Annotated in this window: 19 protein-coding genes and 1 pseudogene; 15 read left to right on the forward strand and 5 right to left on the reverse strand. The window is 59.5% G+C overall.

All coding sequences use genetic code 11. From position 1 onward, the window contains the following. Nucleotides 1-30: 30 nt before the first annotated feature. From A7X77_RS25485 to A7X77_RS25520, 8 genes are all read left to right on the forward strand, one after another. The gene (locus tag A7X77_RS25485) at nt 31-693 is read left to right on the forward strand and encodes an amino acid ABC transporter permease (RefSeq protein ID WP_064685621.1); all 663 of its coding nucleotides are present in this window, start codon (nt 31-33) and stop codon (nt 691-693) included. A gap of 5 nt (nt 694-698) precedes the next feature. Beyond that, nucleotides 699-1358, forward strand: coding sequence for an amino acid ABC transporter permease (locus A7X77_RS25490; protein ID WP_064685622.1), 660 nt, complete (start codon nt 699-701; stop codon nt 1356-1358). Between the two features lie 12 nt (nt 1359-1370). Next, nucleotides 1371-2141: an amino acid ABC transporter ATP-binding protein gene (locus A7X77_RS25495; protein ID WP_064685623.1), complete on the forward strand. Its 771-nt coding sequence runs from the start codon at nt 1371-1373 to the stop codon at nt 2139-2141. Between the two features lie 207 nt (nt 2142-2348). Next, on the forward strand, nt 2349-3098 hold the full coding sequence (locus tag A7X77_RS25500; protein ID WP_064685624.1) for a GntR family transcriptional regulator: 750 nt from the start codon (nt 2349-2351) through the stop codon (nt 3096-3098). A 4-nt stretch (nt 3099-3102) separates the two neighbouring features. Beyond that, nucleotides 3103-3888 (forward strand): transporter substrate-binding domain-containing protein, encoded by a 786-nt coding sequence (locus tag A7X77_RS25505; RefSeq protein ID WP_064685625.1) that lies wholly within the window; start codon nt 3103-3105, stop codon nt 3886-3888. A gap of 74 nt (nt 3889-3962) precedes the next feature. Then, nucleotides 3963-4634: an amino acid ABC transporter permease gene (locus tag A7X77_RS25510; RefSeq protein WP_064685626.1), complete on the forward strand. Its 672-nt coding sequence runs from the start codon at nt 3963-3965 to the stop codon at nt 4632-4634. After that, nucleotides 4631-5290, forward strand: a complete 660-nt coding sequence (locus tag A7X77_RS25515) for an amino acid ABC transporter permease (protein WP_064685627.1) — start codon at nt 4631-4633, stop codon at nt 5288-5290. The genes A7X77_RS25510 and A7X77_RS25515 overlap by 4 nt, the downstream gene beginning before the upstream one ends. Beyond that, nucleotides 5268-5993: an amino acid ABC transporter ATP-binding protein gene (locus A7X77_RS25520; RefSeq protein ID WP_064685628.1), complete on the forward strand. Its 726-nt coding sequence runs from the start codon at nt 5268-5270 to the stop codon at nt 5991-5993. Before A7X77_RS25515 ends, A7X77_RS25520 begins: the two co-directional genes overlap by 23 nt. A 140-nt stretch (nt 5994-6133) precedes the next feature. Here A7X77_RS25520 and A7X77_RS25525 read toward each other — a convergent pair whose 3' ends face one another. The 4 genes from A7X77_RS25525 to A7X77_RS25540 form a co-directional block, all read right to left on the reverse strand. After that, nucleotides 6134-6622: a hypothetical protein gene (locus tag A7X77_RS25525; RefSeq protein WP_064685647.1), complete on the reverse strand. Its 489-nt coding sequence runs from the start codon at nt 6620-6622 to the stop codon at nt 6134-6136. A 245-nt stretch (nt 6623-6867) separates the two neighbouring features. After that, entirely contained in the window at nt 6868-7530 is a 663-nt protein-coding gene (locus A7X77_RS25530; RefSeq protein WP_064685629.1) for a ZinT family metal-binding protein, read from the reverse strand. Nucleotides 7531-7915: 385 nt separating this feature from the next. Then, a complete protein-coding gene (locus tag A7X77_RS25535; protein ID WP_064685630.1) occupies nt 7916-8650 on the reverse strand; it encodes a PspA/IM30 family protein in 735 nt (244 codons plus the stop codon). After that, nucleotides 8647-9093, reverse strand: a complete 447-nt coding sequence (locus tag A7X77_RS25540; protein ID WP_064685631.1) for a DUF2170 family protein — start codon at nt 9091-9093, stop codon at nt 8647-8649. Before A7X77_RS25540 ends, A7X77_RS25535 begins: the two co-directional genes overlap by 4 nt. A gap of 103 nt (nt 9094-9196) precedes the next feature. Here A7X77_RS25540 and A7X77_RS25545 point away from each other — a divergent pair, with 103 nt between their 5' ends. From A7X77_RS25545 to A7X77_RS25575, 7 genes are all read left to right on the forward strand, one after another. Further along, a complete protein-coding gene (locus A7X77_RS25545; RefSeq protein WP_064685648.1) occupies nt 9197-10252 on the forward strand; it encodes an ion channel in 1056 nt (351 codons plus the stop codon). Continuing rightward, nucleotides 10249-10908, forward strand: coding sequence for a YjfK family protein (locus A7X77_RS25550; RefSeq protein ID WP_064685632.1), 660 nt, complete (start codon nt 10249-10251; stop codon nt 10906-10908). Before A7X77_RS25545 ends, A7X77_RS25550 begins: the two co-directional genes overlap by 4 nt. A 32-nt stretch (nt 10909-10940) precedes the next feature. Beyond that, nucleotides 10941-11342 carry a DUF350 domain-containing protein gene (locus A7X77_RS25555; RefSeq protein ID WP_064685633.1) on the forward strand — a complete coding sequence of 134 codons (402 nt, stop codon included), beginning with the start codon at nt 10941-10943 and terminating at the stop codon, nt 11340-11342. Nucleotides 11343-11353: 11 nt separating this feature from the next. Continuing rightward, on the forward strand, nt 11354-11947 hold the full coding sequence (locus A7X77_RS25560; protein WP_064685634.1) for a DUF1190 domain-containing protein: 594 nt from the start codon (nt 11354-11356) through the stop codon (nt 11945-11947). Between the two features lies 1 nt (nt 11948). Then, nucleotides 11949-13106, forward strand: a complete 1158-nt coding sequence (locus tag A7X77_RS25565; RefSeq protein WP_064685635.1) for a glutathionylspermidine synthase family protein — start codon at nt 11949-11951, stop codon at nt 13104-13106. 200 nt (nt 13107-13306) lie between these two features. Then, on the forward strand, nt 13307-13810 hold the full coding sequence (locus A7X77_RS25570; RefSeq protein ID WP_064685636.1) for a hypothetical protein: 504 nt from the start codon (nt 13307-13309) through the stop codon (nt 13808-13810). Between the two features lie 195 nt (nt 13811-14005). Beyond that, nucleotides 14006-15898 (forward strand): PhoX family protein, encoded by a 1893-nt coding sequence (locus tag A7X77_RS25575; RefSeq protein WP_064685637.1) that lies wholly within the window; start codon nt 14006-14008, stop codon nt 15896-15898. A gap of 110 nt (nt 15899-16008) precedes the next feature. Here the strand turns inward: A7X77_RS25575 and A7X77_RS25580 are convergent. After that, a pseudogene (locus A7X77_RS25580) lies at nt 16009-16451 on the reverse strand (helix-turn-helix domain-containing protein); the annotation flags it as partial. Between the last annotated feature and the right edge of the window lie 206 nt (nt 16452-16657).

A 16657-nucleotide genomic window follows, 5' to 3' on the forward strand; every position in this document is an offset into this window, starting at 1 on the left:
CTACGGCATGCTCTGATCTGAAAGGGCCGCATGGGTTACACGCTGAATTTCGCTGCCGTCTGGCGCAATTTCGACTTTCTTCTAAGCGGACTTGCCCTCAGCCTTGGCCTTGCAGTGATCTCGATCCTGATCGGCGCGGCCATCGGTCTCTTCGTGGCTTTCGCGCTGACGTCGAGGAACCGCTTTGCGCTCGTGCCGGCGCGCGTCTATGTCACCGTCATTCGCAACCTGCCCATTCTCGTCCTGGTGCTTTTTGCCTTTTTCGCGCTGCCGCAGATGGGTTTGCGCTTAGACAAGTACAAAAGCTTTGTGCTGGTTCTCTCCCTCTATTCCGGCGCCTATCTGGCCGAGGTGTTCCGCGCCGGACTGCTGTCGATACCGAAAGGATTGACGGAAGCCGGCCTTGCGATAGGCCTGACGGGAATGCAAATCCGCAGTTCGATTATCGCTCCGCTGATGCTGCGCAACGTGTTGCCGTCGCTCTCCTCGACAATCATCTCGCTCTTCAAGGACACTTCGCTCGCCGCCGCAATAGCCGTGCCCGAACTGACCTTTGCCGCCCGCAAGATCAATGTCGAGAGCTTCCGCGTCATAGAAACCTGGATGGTCACATCAGCCCTCTATGTCGCGACTTGTTTCCTCATCGCCGCCTTGATGCGCTTCGTCGAGCGCCGTCTGGCCCTGCCGAGATAATCCCGATGTCTCACACATTTCTCGAACAACTCTGGATCGCCCGCTACGTCATCATGAACGGCGTGGCCATGACGGTGTCGATTTCTTTGCTGGCCATTCTCGCGGGCTCCGTCCTCGGCGTTTTCGTCGGCCTGGCGCTCGTCTATGGCGGCGTGATTTTACGCCTTATCGTGCGCGCTTATACGGATATCATCCGCGGCACGCCGGTGCTCGTGCTCGTCCTGGCAAGCTATTACGTCTCCGCCGCCGTTGGTCTCGATCTCGGGCCGTTCTCCGCCGGGGTGCTCGCCCTTGCCATCTTCTGCTCTTCCCATGTCGGCGAGATCGTGCGTGGAGCGCTTCAGGCGATCCCGAAGGGGCAAACCGAAGCCGCCAAGGCGATCGGCCTGACCTTTACCCAGACCTTTACCTCGGTGCTGTGGCCGCAGGCCGTGCGCCAGTGCCTGCCGGCCTGGGTGAATACGGCTGCCGAAATGGTGAAGGCTTCGACGCTGCTCTCGGTTATCGGCGTCGCCGAGCTTCTGCTGCGCACGCAAGAGATCATTTCGCGCAATTTCATGAGCCTCCAGTTCTATTTTCTGGCTGGTGGTCTCTATTTCATCGTAAATTACGGCATTGAGCACTTCGGCAAATATGTCGAGCGCAAGACCGCCCTGCCGTCCTGAGGAGACTTTCCGATGGCCAAGACCATTCTCGACATCAAGGGTCTGCGCAAGACTTACGGCATCCACGAAGTCCTCAAAGGCGTCGATTGCGCCGTCCGGGAAGGCGAGGTCATCTCCATCATCGGTTCGTCCGGTTCCGGCAAGACCACCTTGCTGCGCTGCGTCAACATGCTCGAGGAATTTCAGGGAGGCACGATCAGCCTCGATGGCGAAGAGATCGGCTATCGCGTTGACGGCGCGACACGGCGGCGCAAGAGCGAGAAGGAGATTGCCCGCCAGCGCGCGCTGACCGGCATGGGCTTCCAGCAATTCAATCTGTTTCCGCATATGAGTGCCGCTGAAAACGTTATGCTCGGCCTCGTCAAGGTGAAGAAGATGACGAAGCCGGAGGCCCGCGCTATTGCGGAAAAATGGCTCGACCGTGTCGGCCTCTCCGCCCGCGCCAACCATTATCCAGGTCAGCTCTCCGGCGGCCAACAGCAGCGCGTCGCGATCGCCCGTGCCATCGCCATGTCGCCGCGGCTGATGCTGTTCGACGAGGTGACTTCGGCGCTCGACCCGGAACTGGTGGGCGAGGTGCTGCAGGTGATCAAGGGGCTTGCCTCCGACGGCATGACGATGCTGCTCGTCACCCATGAGATGCGCTTTGCCTACGAAGTTTCATCGCGTGTCATCTTCATGAACCAGGGCGTCATCTGCGAGGAGGGCGATCCCAAGGAAATGTTCGTCCGCCCGAAGACCGAACGGCTGGCTGAATTCCTCAAGACCTCGAGCTTCAGCTAAGAAGGAGCGAAAGACTGCGGCAGTTCGGCGACTTCGGGCGCCGGCGCCGCGCTCGGCCGGAGATCGAGAGGTCGCTGTCGGGGAGGGGCTGCTCGCCTAAATTACGTTCAGTCTGCATTCCCGGCAGGCAAATTCTCCGCAAAGCATCCGAGCCATACTGAAATCCTGAGCGCAGGATTTTGGCATGCGCTTTGCTTTCTGTCTTGTATGCAAGATAGTCACACATCCGAGAGCACGCAGAAGTCGATCGAGGAGACGATCGTCTCCGGCATCCTCTCTGCCAAGATCAGGCCTGGTACGCGCCTTGGCGAAAATCAGCTGGCGGCACTCTTCGGCGTGTCCCGCACCCGCGTCCGTGAAGCGATGATGCGCCTGGAGACACGCGGTATCGTGCATGTCAGCCCCAGGCGGGGCTGGTTTGTCGTCGAGCCGTCTGCTGAAGATGCGATCGCGGTTTATGAGGCACGGCGTGTCGTCGAGGCCGGCTTGCTGCGCAGCATGCGCGCGCTGACGGACGAGGGCAGCAAGGCCCTCGAAGCGCATCTCACCGATGAACGAAATGCGATGGCAGCGGGCGACCGCCAGCGCCTGACCTATTTGATGGGCGATTTCCATATCCGCATCGCAGAATTGAGCGGCAATGCCATCATCGTCGATATCCTGCGTGATCTGACCGCCCGAACAATCCTCATTTCGATGCTCTATCAATCGGAATTTCATGCAGCGCAGTCCCACGAGGGGCACTGCCGCATTTTCGAGGCCATGCGGGCGGGCGATTTCGTCAGAGCTGCGGCGCTCTCCGTCGAACATCTTGACGAAGTTGAAATGGGCCTCGACCTCACGGCGCGGCCGGATCCGCTTTCGGATCTGCGCAATTCCCTGTCGCTTCCGCCCAAGACGGCTTTAGCCGTCCTCCAACAATCGGACCTAAAAACCACAACCTCAAAGGAGCAATGAACACATGCTGACAAGACGAGTCCTCTTCGCAATCGCGACCCTGGCCGCGACCTTCAGCTTCAACTCGCCGTCCCACGCCGATGCTCTCGCCGACATTTCGGCGCGCGGTACGCTGCGTGTCGCTGTCCCCCAGGATTTCCCGCCCTTCGGCAGCGTCGGCACCGATATGGCGCCGATGGGCTACGATATCGACGTCGCCAATCTCATTGCCGGAAAGCTGGGCGTCAAGACCGAGCTCGTGCCGGTCACGAGTGCCAACCGGGTGCCGTATCTGCAGACGAACAAGGTCGATCTGGTCATATCGAGCCTTGGCAAGAATGCAGAGCGCGAAAAGGTGATCGATTTCTCTGTTGCCTACGCTCCGTTCTTTAACGGCGTGTTCGGACCCGCCGATCTTGCGGTCGCCAAGACGGAAGATCTCGCAGGCAAGAGCATCGGCGTTACGCGCGGCGCCGTTGAGGATCTCGAACTGACGAAGATCGCGCCGGCCGATGCGACGATCAAGCGTTACGAGGACAATAACGGCACGATTTCGGCCTTCCTGTCTGGCCAGGTCGAGATCATTGCCACCGGCAATGTCGTGGCGGCTGCGATCCTCGCCAAGAATCCTCCCAAGCGTCCTGAGCTGAAATTCCTGATCAAGAACTCACCCTGCTACATCGGCCTCAACAAGGAACAGTCCGCCCTCCTGGAGAAGGTGAACGGCATTATCGCTGCTGCCAAGTCCGACGGCACGCTGAACGCCATATCGCAGAAGTGGCTCGGCGCCGATCTGCCGGCCGATCTGTAACGAACCAGGATCTTGCGCATGTCTCCCGCTAGGCTGGATGACATGCGCTCCGTCACCGCAAGAGGGGACATTCCTTGAGCTACCATTTCGAATTCAGCTGGTTGCTTCAATATTACCCTGAGATCATCAAGGGCATACTGATCACCCTGGAGCTTATCGCGGTCGGCGGAGTGCTCGGCATTTCTCTCGGCATCATCTGCGCCTGGGTGCGGGCGCTCGGCCCGGCCTGGCTGAAGCCGGTCGTCGCGGCCTATGTCGAACTGATCCGCAACACCCCGTTCCTGATCCAGCTTTTCTTCATCTTTTTCGGTCTGCCGTCGCTTGGCCTCCAGCTCTCCGAATTGACGGCCGCCAACCTCGCGATGATCGTCAATCTCGGCGCCTATAGCTGCGAGATTATCCGTGCCGGCATCCAGGCCACGCCGAAAGGCCAGTTCGAGGCGGGCGAGAGCCTTGCCATGACACGTTTCGAGACCTTCCGGCATGTCGTTCTCGTGCCCTCGCTGCAGCGCATCTGGCCGGCGCTGTCGTCGCAGGTGGTCATCGTCATGCTCGGCTCAGCGGTCGTGTCGCAGATCGCCGCCGAGGATCTGACGTTCGCGGCGAATTTCATACAATCGCGAACCTTCCGGGCCTTCGAGGCCTATATCGTCTCGACCGCCATCTATCTCGTGCTGGCGATCCTGCTCCGGCAGGTGCTGGGTCTGATCGGCGGGTTCATTTTCCCGAGGAGAACAGCACGATGATCACGTTCACACTGTGGGATATCCTGCGCAACCTGCTGCTTGCCACCCGCTGGACGATCCTTCTTTCGCTGGTCTCGTTCGTTGGCGGGGGTCTTGTTGGCCTGTGTCTGCTATTCCTCCGCATCAGCAGGCGCAAGGCCGCCAGGGCTTTTGCGAAATACTACATAGAGCTCTTCCAGGGTACGCCGCTGCTGATGCAGCTGTTCATCGCCTTTTTCGGTCTCGGTCTCTTCGGGATAGACGTGCCGGCCTGGCTTGCGGCGGGATTGGCGCTGATCTTATGGAGTGCCGCCTTCCTCACCGAAATCTGGCGAGGCTGCGTCGAAGCGGTTGCGAGGGGGCAATGGGAAGCCTCGGCCAGCCTTGGCATGGGCCGTCTGCAGCAGATGCGCTACGTCATCCTTCCGCAGGCGCTGAGGATCGCCATACCGCCGACCGTCGGTTTCTCCGTTCAGATCGTCAAGGGGACGGCGCTGACCTCGATCATCGGCTTCGTCGAATTGTCGAAAGCCGGCACCGTGGTCACCAACGCCACCTTCCAGCCCTTCACCGTCTATGGGCTCGTCGCGCTCATCTATTTTGCCCTTTGCTGGCCCTTGTCAAAAAGCAGCCAGATCCTGGAGAGAAAACTCAATGTCGCTCATCGAAATCACTGACGTCCGCAAAAACTACGGGACCAACGAGGTGCTGAAGGGCATCAACCTCAATGTGGAGCCTGGTGAGGTCATTGCCATCATCGGCAAGAGCGGCTCGGGCAAATCGACGCTGCTTCGCTGCATCAATGGTCTGGAGACCATTACCGACGGCTCCATCTCCGTGGCCGGCGCGCAGCTTCTCGACGACGAAGTCCATCTGAAGGCGTTGCGCCTCAAGGTCGGCATGATCTTTCAGCAGTTCAACCTTTTCCCGCATCTGACCGCCGGCGGCAATGTCATGCTGTCGCAGACCGTGGTCAAGAAGACCCCGAAGGCCGAGGCAGAAGCGACCGCCCGCAAGATGCTGGAGCGGGTGGGGCTGGGTCAGAAGTTCGATGCCTATCCGGATGAGCTCTCGGGCGGCCAGCAGCAGCGTGTTGCCATCGCCCGCGCGCTCGCCATGCAGCCGACCGCGCTTCTCTGCGACGAGGTTACCTCGGCGCTCGACCCGGAACTGGTCGCCGAAGTTCTGGCCGTCGTGCGCGAGCTTGCCGCCGAGGGAATGACGCTCCTGATGGTCACGCATGAGATGAAGTTCGCTCGCGACGTCTGCAGCCGCGTCGTCTTCATGCATCAGGGCAGGATCCACGAAGCAGGCCGCCCGGAGGATGTCTTCGCCAATCCTCACACTGCCGAGCTCAGGCAGTTTCTCGGTGTCAGCTAAAGCGCGTCGCATCAAATTTGATTCATGCGACGCGCTTTAGCTCTTTGTTTTTATGCATGTCGTTGTCCCTAACCGCTGCACACTTCCGGGCGACCTGCATGAGAGTCGTCATGGTGGCCGCGTGATTGGGCGGCGAACAGCTAGTGCCATCTTTTGGTGAGAAATCCCGACGGACCTTGAACGGGATCGCTGTGGGGGAGGGGTACGGACGCGATTTTTGCCAGCATGTCGCTCGATGCAGCCGAAGTCTGAATGTCGGCATGCTGTCCCTTGGGATAAGCGCCGACGACCTGGAAGTCCGACGTGCAGCCGAGATTTTGGTGCCCTGTCCCGGCCGGAAGCACCAAACAGTCGCCCGCCATGACCTTCATTGCTTGACCGCTGGGACCGCCGATCAAGAGGGTGGCACTACCCCGTGACACTCCGAGCGCCTCGTGTGCGCCGGCATGGTAGTGCTGATAATCGAAGACACCGTTTGTCCAGATGCCTGTCCAACCGCTTGCCGCGAAGCGCTCTTCGAAATCACAAGGTCCGTCGTCGTCAACAAGCCCCTTGTAAAGCAATACAGGAAGGCGCTGGTTGTTCGGGACCCAGTCGCTCGGCTCGAACATTGTCGTTTCGACGTGCATGTTGAATGCCCGGGTTGTCGTCGATTGCGGTGGCGCGAAGCGGCTCAAGCTGTTCACACAGGTGGAGGCTCTCTTCGCCGAAGTCGCTAGTGCTGGAGACTTCGAAACCTCAACTTTGGTGATTGCCAAAGGTTCCTCGACGCGCCGCAGCTTCGGGGAGGAGACCCGGCGGGAAACCGCCGGATGCTGCGTGCTTGAGAGGGCGCTCGGCGCCCGATTTGGCCGCGTGCGGTTGCCCCGGCTGGTCAGTGGGCCAGCATCTCTTCGACAATCTGCTTGCCGTTCAGGTTCGCGGGGTAGTAGGTCGGCCAGTTGGTGACCTCATTCAGCAGCGCGGTGCGGTCATTACCCCAGTAAAGATGGTAGTGGTCGGCCTTCTCGGGGGCGACGATGTGGTCGCTGAACTGGATGAACTGAGGTGCGGCGTCATCACCGGCGCTTTTGCTGAAGACGAAACGAACCCCTCGATTACCCTTCTTGTAGGTGAGGATTTCGTGCCCATCCGCCTCATAGTCTCCGGTGACGGAGTCCTTGCCGCGGAAAAACGTAACCTTCGTTCCGTTGATGACGATCCGGTCGACGTCGGTCTTGTATCCCGTGTCATAGTAGGCGCGATATTCCCCGGCGCTCTTGTCGCCATGTTTCGCCTTGTCGGCCATCACCGGATCCAAGGTTCCGTCGACAAGATAGGGGTAGACCGACTGCCAGTCGCCTTCCCAGTCCGACAGCTGACGCGCCTTTACCTGATCGTCATCGAAATACCCATCATGCACCGACCCCTTCTTATCGTGGGAATGGCTGTGGCTGTGATTGTTTCCTGAAGATGTCTGGGCGCCTGCCGTTCCTGCAAATGTCAATGTTGCGGATACAGCCAGTGCGTAGCCGATAGTCGTGATCGCCTGTTTCATTCGCTAAACCTTTCGATTGGCCCGCACAACTCGTGCACGGTTTGTCATGTAATAACATTACAGGCGCCAATTAGCGTGCTTTGACTGCAAGCGCAAGGCGGGAAGCGCTGATGCGCGTCCCGTGGCGATCGCCATTCAAACGTGTTTCATCCAGAACTGTTCAGGAGGCGCCTATCTCTGCGAGAGCTTCGGTTCAAAGCCGCATTCGATGCCGCAAATTCATGATCGCGATTGCGTCATAGGCGAGCACGGCTTCGCTGGTCTCACGAGATCAAAGGCAGGAGCCGCATCATTCTTCGATTTGCTCGCTGCAATTCCGGAAGTTTCGCGGCCGCTTCTGTCTTCAAAAATCAATCTGCTGACAGGGCGGCCGCTTCGGAAATTATCACTTCTTGTTGTCTGCGGGGGCGGGCAGCAGGACCGGCTCGGCGGAATGCTTCGGTATCATCAGCTGTGCAAGGATGTCGTCGGCAGATTCACTCGAACTGCCGATGCCGGCCTCGCGCAGTTGACGGTCGAGATCGCTGCCATTTTCCAATGCGGCCAGTTCCGCACCGGCTTCGATGCGTCCGGCGGTGACTTCCTGGCGCTTCTTGATGCGTTCGAGACTTTGGACGGCGCTGCCGAGACGGGTGTTGATGCCCGACTGGCTATGGGCGATCGCCGACTGAGCGCGCAGCAGCGACTCGTTGGCCTTGACGTTCTCCACCTCGCGCTTCATCTGAGCAATGCGCGACTCGGTTTCCTGGATAGTGCGCAGCATCTGCTGTTGGCGGGGCAGCAGCCGGTCGAGCTCTTCCTGGTCTCGCTGCATTTCGGCGCGGCTGTTGGCAATGCGCTGAGCGAGACCCTGTGCGAGATCGGTGCGGCCCGCGGAGATCGCAGCGCGGGCGCTGTCGGTATCCTTGGTTTCCTTTGCGCGGTTTTCTTCAAGCCGGCGCATGACGCTCTTGTTCGATGCCATGATGCCGGCCAGATCGGATCGCGCCCGGCGCAGCGACTGTTCGGCGTCGCGGATTTCCTGGTCAAGAATGCGCATCGACTGGCTGTCGGCGGCGGCTTCCGCTGCCTCGTTGATGCCGCCTCGAATGGCGGTAAAAATCTTTCCCCAGGTGCTCACGCTGCAATCTCCCCGCTTTTCCATTCTTCAATCATATGCGCCGCATCGACCGCATTGGCAGCTAGAATTGCGACTTCCTCGACGACGGTCTCGGCCGGCGACCGTGCTGAAAGCGAGCCAAACAATTCGTACCATTCCTCACCGTCGATCGTGGTGATGCCGAAACTGGAAAGTGGCACGAACTTATGCGTCTTCAGAACCATGCGTTCGAAGGCCTCTCTTTTGGGCACCTCCTTGCACGGCACCAGAACAACGCTGACGAGGATGTCGCGCTCGCCGCTCACCGTGACGAAAACGTCAAGATCGCCTTTTTCCTTCAGCGTTACGCACAAGACGTCCCCGTGTTCGGGTACGGCGACATCAACATCGCCGAGCGCCTCCGGATCGGCGGCGAACAGGCGCGTTAAAGTGGTGAGGTTCCAGGTCTCCAAAAAGTCCTCCATCGGTTAGAGCGTCAAAAATATCTGGGTAGTCGGTTTACAACTTAAAGGTCTGGCGCGCGAAATAAATTTCGGTAGGGTGCACGTTAGCAACGGGGTGAATCGCTTGCCATTTATCGCTTCATTTCTGCGGCGTATATATCTTTCGCTCGGCGAATTGGCATGGTCAGCCGTTTTTCTTATCCTCGTTCTCCATCTAATCGTATCTTACCTGCTCTTTATGCTGGCAGGCGAGGGCGATCTCGTCGGCAACCCGGTCGACTTCCTTTATTACTATATGGTCACTGCAACGACTGTCGGCTATGGCGATCTTTCTCCAAAGTCAGCACCCGGCCGGATCATCGCCGTCCTGGTCGTTCTTCCTGGTGGGATTGCCATCTTTACTGCAGTTCTTGGCAAGTTGTTGACAGCTATTGGTACGATCTGGAGGAATCGCATGCGCGGATTGGGTGATTACAGCGAACGCGCCGGCCATATCATCGTTCTGGGCTGGCAAGAGGGGCAGACATACCAGACGCTGCGACTCCTGCATTCCGAACGCCATGCTAACGAACCGATGAGCGTTCTGGTTGCCAAGGATCTGCCGGAAAATCCCGCCGCCGACTACGCTGACTATATCAGAAGCGATCGGCTTGCCGATGCCGACGCTCTGATGCGGGCCGGTGTGGCCCAGGCGCGTGCGATCATCGCGCGCGGCGCCAATGACGATGAAACGCTGGCCGCAGTCCTGATTGCCGAGGATCACGCGCCCAATGCCCATATCGTGGCCTATTTCGCCGATGACCGCACGGCACAGATGGTCAAACAGCTGCGGCCGCGCGTCGAAGCGGTGGGCTCGCTCGCCGAGGAACTTCTGTCGCGTTCGGCGCGTGACCCGGGCTCCTCGGAAATCGCTGCACGGCTGTTGTCGGCTGCCTCCACCGACACCGCCTTTTCCCTGGCGGTGCCGCCCTTGCAAACGCCGCTGTCCTATGGCGAGGTGTTTTTGAGCCTCAAGCGTCGGCATAATGTGACGCTCGTAGGCATGCTGAGCCACGGCGTAACCGACCTGAATTGCCGGGACGAGACGCTGATGCATGGCGGGGAGACCCTTTACTACATCAGCGGGATACGGCTAGATCCCGCTGCCATCGCCTGGGCTCGAATGGGAGACGTGACATGATCGGCTGGTTCGGCGGAAACAACAATGAGAAGCCCTTACCCGAAGAGCTTGGCCCGTTGAGCGCGGCCATCGGCGGGGCGCTTGAAATCGATTTCCTCTCCCTTGAAGCCGATGCGCTGGGCGGCGAACTGGCTATGCCGTTGCCCCGAAGCGGGCCGTTCATCATTGCCGGCTATGGTGAGGTTTCGCTCGACGCAGCGACTGTTCTGTCGCGCTACTACGATGAAGAGAACCGGATGATTCAGGTAATGTCAGCGTCGGGCAAGCCGGGTGAAGCGATCGACGACATCAGCTTTTATCAGCCTTGGGACAGCGTGGTGCCCGCCGGCCCGAGCGAATGGAACCGCTGGACCGGACCGAGCGGCCTGATCGGCCAACCATCCTATGACGCCGATGGCATCCTCTATAATCGATTCTGGGGCGACGGCCCGGAGCGGGCGCAGTTGGTGGAATTTGTCGAAAAGGTCAATGATGGTGAAGCGCAGCGCTCAATCCACCAAACCTGTATGCTGTATTACCGCCCGCTGGGCTCGACCCGCGAAATGCTTCTGATCAATGTCGAACGCGACCTGGATCTCGGGCAGACCCAGGCGGGCAGCTCGGTGGAATTTCTGATCGGTTACGGACTGGCTCCGGCCGACGTTCGCCGCGTCTGATGGCCTAGAAATTTTAACGGAGGATTTTTTCGATGCTCGACTACGTGGCGGGCCTGCCTGCATTCCTTGGTTATTTCGCCGTCGGTCTTGCCGCATACGGGGTTTTCACTGTGATCTACACCTGGCTAACGCCGCAAAAAGAGGTTCAGCTCATTCGCGCCGGCAATCTTGCGGCAGTCACAGCATTCTTAGGCGCCCTTGTCGGTTTCAGCCTGCCTCTGGCTTCGGCCGCAGCCAATTCGGTCAGCATCGTCGACTATATCATTTGGGCGGTAATAGGAATTTTGGCGCAGATCCTTGCTTTCTATATTGCCAATTTCACCATGAAGGACCTCCATGAAAAGATCACTGCCGACGATATCGCCGCCGGCATATGGGGCGGCGGCATCGCGCTCGTCGTCGGTATCCTCAACGCCGCCTGCATGACCTATTGAGGGAGGGAAAGATGCGCAGACGCATGAGCGGGCACAGGCGACCTTTCCTGGCCCTTGGCACCATCGCTGCCTCGACCCTGGCCTTGTCCAGCTGCGGCGATCAGACTCCTTCGGAGGTCATGTTCACCTCCGTCGACCAATGCGTGGCTGCAGGGATGGATCGGCAGGTTTGCCAGGCCGGCTATCAGGATGCCATGCGCGCCCATCTCGCCGTCGCGCCACGGTTCAACGGGATGGCCGCCTGCGAGGCCGAATACGGTACCGGCCAGTGCACCGAACAGCCGGCCGGCACTGCCCCGAACAATAGCGGCGGAGGCGGCAGCTTCTTCGTGCCGTTCCTGGCAGGCTACATGATGTCTTCGGCGCTAAACAACATCGGCGATTATTACGATTATCGCCGGCGCCAGGAGCAGAGCGGTTCCTATTACGGTTCGACGCCGATTTATCGCAACCGCTCGGGACAGACGGTCACAACCACCGTTCGCTCAGGCGGCGACAGCGTGACTGCGCCCTCGCGCCAGAGCGTCAAGCCGGTCAACGTCAATACCCGCACCGTTGCCCGACAAGGCTTCGGGGGCCGTTCGTCCTTCAGTTTCGGCGGTTGACATGAAGCGCATCACTCTCCCGGCGCGTCCTGACTGGCGTGACAAGGCGCGCGCCGTCGGCTTCGGATTTCATGTCATGTATGGCGAGCCTTACTGGCTCGATGATGCCGCCTATACGTTCACCCTCGATGAGATCGAGATGCAGATCGAGGAGCCCAGCCAGGAACTGCATGATATGTGCATGGATCTGGTCGGCGAGATCGTCAGCAGCGAAGAGTCGCTCGATAGGCTGGCCATTCCGCAAGACCTGCGCGATGTGGTGCAGCGGTCGTGGCAGCGCCGCGACCGGCACCTCTACGGCCGTTTCGATCTTGCCTATGATGGCAATGGCCCGGTCAAGTTACTCGAATACAACGCCGATACCCCCACCTCGGTGTTCGAGACCGCCTATTTCCAGTTCAACTGGCTGACCGATCAGATCGCTTTGGGTGTTTTACCCAAGGATGCGGACCAGTATAATTTCCTGCAGGAAAGCCTCGTCGAGGCATTCGACCAATTTCCCAAGGAGTCGATCTTCCACTTCGCAGCGATAACCGACAATGAGGAGGATCGTGGCACGACGGTCTATCTCATGGATTGTGCGGTCCAGGCGGGCCATCGCGTCGAGCTTTTGGATATTCGGGAGATCGGCATCGATGCGCAGGGCCGCTACACCGACCTCAAGGATCGGGTGATCGACCGCTGCTTCAAGCTGTATCCGTGGGAATTCATGCTGCGCGAGCCCTTCGCTCGCGAATTGGCGCGCTCTGGCGATGTTTTCGTCGAGCCCGCCTGGAAGGCCGTGCTTTCCAACAAAGGGCTTCTGCCGCTGCTCTGGAAGCGCTACCCCAATCACCCCAACCTGCTGCCCAGCTATTTTACCGATGACCCGGCGGCCTCGACCCTGACCGACTACGTTCGCAAACCACTGTTGTCGCGAGAAGGCGAGAACGTCACGATATTTCGAGAGGGGCGGGAATTGGTTTCCGCGCCCGGCGACTATGGCGAGGAAGGCTTCATCGTTCAGGCCTATGCACCGCTTTTCGAAACCGATAACGGCTTTGCCGTGCTCGGCAGCTGGATCGTCGGTGACCGCGCCTGCGGCCTTGCCGTCCGCGAGGACCGCTCTCGAATAACCGCAAATCTGTCCCGTTTTGTGCCGCACGTCATAGTCGGGTAAGTCGATCGGCTGAGGCCGCAGTTCCCTCCCACAAGTCCGGAGCGAGGATGTCGTATATGCGCTCGGTCACAAGGCAGGTTTGTGCTCTGTCTGAGTTCGCGTGGCCGGGGCATGTCACAAGTCACTTCCTTTCATAAAACTGTCACCCAACCTTGGCATAGCTCGATTGATTTCCGATAACTCGATCCGAGGGGGGATTGATGCACGACGGAATCTATCGCGTGCTCTTTCTATCGCGCCGCAATTCCGCACGTAGCGTGATGGCTGAAGCAATCTTGAACAAGATTGGCAAAGGACGGTTCAGAGCAGTCAGCGCTGCTGTCGATCCGGCGCCGGTGATAGAGCCTACCGTTCTGCAGCTGCTTCGAAACGCAGACTACCCAATCGAAGATATAAAGCCGCGGCATTTCGGCGCCTTTGCGGATGCTGGCGCCGCCGACCTGGATTTTGTCTTCACTCTCAGCGATACCGCCGCCGGCGAACCGCTTCCGGAATGGCCGGGCCTGCCGATCACCTCGCATTGGCGCTGTCCGGACCCGATCCTCGTCGAAGACGAGGGTTGGCAACGCAAGCAGGCCTTTATCCAGGTGCTGGCTGGGCTGGAGCGCCGCCTGAACATCTTTATCAACCTGCCGTTTGCGTCGCTGGATCGCATGAGCCTGCAGCACCAGATCAAAGGCATTGGTGACGCAGAGAGCACTTAGTCACCACCGCAGTCATGCTCCCGCTTGCGCGTCGCTGGCGGAAAGATGGTTGGAGTTGGCCAATTACCATGAATGGCCTCTCGGAAACGGTTTCATCCCTCATGCCAACAGCTATTCGCACATCATCCGGATGTGATCTTACGGAGATAAAGCCGCTGTTGGAATTGTTCCAAAAAGCAACAAAGGAGAAGCGCCATGGCTAATATAGACACCAGCAAACTGTCCTGGGACGAATGGGATGAACTGCAAAATCCACCGCCGGCCGAAACCGATTTCGATCGTGTCGTCGAATCGGCTGTCTCGCGCCGCGGCTTCCTCGGCGGTATCCTGGCCGTCGGTTCGGCTGCCGCCGCCATGGGGACGCTCGGAAATCTGATGTCCTCCACCTCGGCCCAGGCGCAGGACGCTGCCTCGCGCTTCGCGTTCAAGCCGATTCCCATCTTCACCGACAACACCGTGCATGTCCCGGAAGGCTATGCTTGGAAGCCGCTCGCAAAGTGGGGCCAGCCGCTGTTTTCCAACGTTCCGGATGTCGATCCTGCCAACGGCGTCAGCGTCGAAAATTCGGATAAGGTCTTTGGCGAAAACACCGACGGCATGGAACTGTTCGTGATCGGCGGCCGTCAGGTCATCGCCGTCAACCATGAATATGTGAACAACGAAATCAATCTTCCGCACAATGAAAAGGGCATGCCGAAGAGCGCGGACGACGTGAAGATCCTGCAGAACCTTCAGGGCGTCACCGTCATGGAAGTCGCCGAAGGCGAAAACGGTTGGGAAATCGTGCTCGACAGCCCGTTCAACCGCCGTATTACGCATCTGACGCCGATGAAGATTTCCGGTCCGGCCGCTGGTTCCGATCTTGTCAAGACCGCCGCCGATCCGAACGGCACCGACTGTCTTGGGACCTTCAACAACTGCGGCGCCGGCAAGACGCCTTGGGGCACCTATCTCACCTGCGAGGAAAACTTCAACGGATATTTCGGCTCGTCCGATCCGAACTTTGCCATGCCCGACGACTTCAAGCGCTACGGCATCGCCGCCGAAACCCGGTATGGCTACGAGGTTTTCGATCCCCGTTTCGACGTGTCGAAAAACCCGAACGAGCCGCGCCGCGCCGGCTATGTCGTGGAAATAGACCCGTCCGATGCTAAGTCCACCCCGATCAAGCGTACTGCGCTCGGCCGCATCAAGCATGAGAACGCCGCCGTCGTGATTGCCCGCAATGGTCGGGTGGTCGTCTACATGGGAGACGACGAACGTGGCGAATTCCTTTACAAATTCGTCTCCAACGGCATCTACGTGCCAGGCGGCGACACCTCCAAACTGCTTGACGATGGCACGCTCTACGTCGCCAAGTTCGTCGATGACGGCAATGGCGAGTGGTTGGCGCTGACGCCGGAAACGACCGGCATGAAGATGGACGAGATCTGCGTCTTTACCCGGCAGGCCGCCTCCAAGGTCGGAGCCACGACCATGGACCGGCCGGAGTGGGTCGCCGTCAACCCCGTCGCCATCGAGGCCTATTGTGCGCTCACCAACAACACCAATCGTGGCGTGAAGAAGAATGCCGGCGGCGACGAAATGCCAGTCGGCGGTGTCAACCCGCGCGAGAAAAACGCCTACGGCCAGATCGTGCGCTGGTATCCGGAAAATGAGGACCATGCCGGCGGCAAGTTCAAATGGGACCTGTTCGTCATGGCCGGCAATCCCGACATTCACAAGGATGCCTATGCCGGCTCGTCCAACATCAACTCCGGCAATATGTTCAACTCGCCTGATGGCATGATGTTCGACTCGACCGGCCTCTTGTGGATCCAGACGGACGGCGAAGACACCAACGAAGGCGACTTCCTCGGCCAGGGTAACAACCAGATGCTCGCCGGCGACCCGGCGACCGGCCGCATCGAACGTTTCCTCACAGGCCCGAAGGGGTCCGAAGTCACCGGCACGACCTGGTCGGCGGACAAGCGGACGATGTTCGTCGGCATTCAGCACCCCGATGCGCCCTTTCCGGATGGCGAAGGCAAATTGCCACGCTCGACCATCCTCGCGATCAAGCGTGCCGACAACGCGCTTGTCGGGTAGCCGCGACCTCGACAACAGCTTGGGGCGCTGATTTCAGCGCCCCATTCCAAGTCTCGTGCATCGCTCGCGGATCGTCTGGAGGACTTCGCGCTAAAGGTCCGTCATGCTTGCAAAAGCGAGCACGGATCACCACGGTCATCGAACCAGCGATGCTCGGACCCGTCGATCTGCACCAGCTCGCCACAGGCCTCACGCCGTGACCCGGCTCCGTCATCCCGCGACGCAGCGTCTCGCGCGACACTCGCAATCCATCGCGCTCGGCAAGCTTCTCGGCCGCCAGTGTCGGACCGAAATCCGCATAACGTTCACGAACCAGCGTCACCGCATAATCCCGAACGCCGTCACCGATCCGGTGGTTCGACGGCCGGCCGATCGCCTTATGGCGGATCGACGCCGCGCCGTCAGTCCGTATTCGATCCAGCAGCCGACGCACCTGGCGCGTACTCAGGTCAAGCACATGCGCCGCCGACGCCAACGTCATCCGGCCGGCGATTACCTTCGACAAAATCTCGATCCGCTGCAGATCACGCTCGCTCATCGCAATCAGTCCCATCCGCAAACTCCCAAACGCCGTTCAGACGCGGGGAGAATGACATTCCAACTTTGCAGAAACAGGACACTTTAACTTTGCGGTGTAGGTTCACGCCGAACTGCGACTTGCGCGTTGGACGCTAGCCGACACGTCGGATTTGCGCGAGTAGTTTCTTGCGAAAGACCTCCGCCGGGGTTCGGTAGCCCAAGCATTTCCGCGGTGTCGAG

Origin of the sequence: Rhizobium bangladeshense (genome assembly GCF_001662075.1) — a bacterium.
Lineage (GTDB): Bacteria > Pseudomonadota > Alphaproteobacteria > Rhizobiales > Rhizobiaceae > Rhizobium > Rhizobium bangladeshense_B.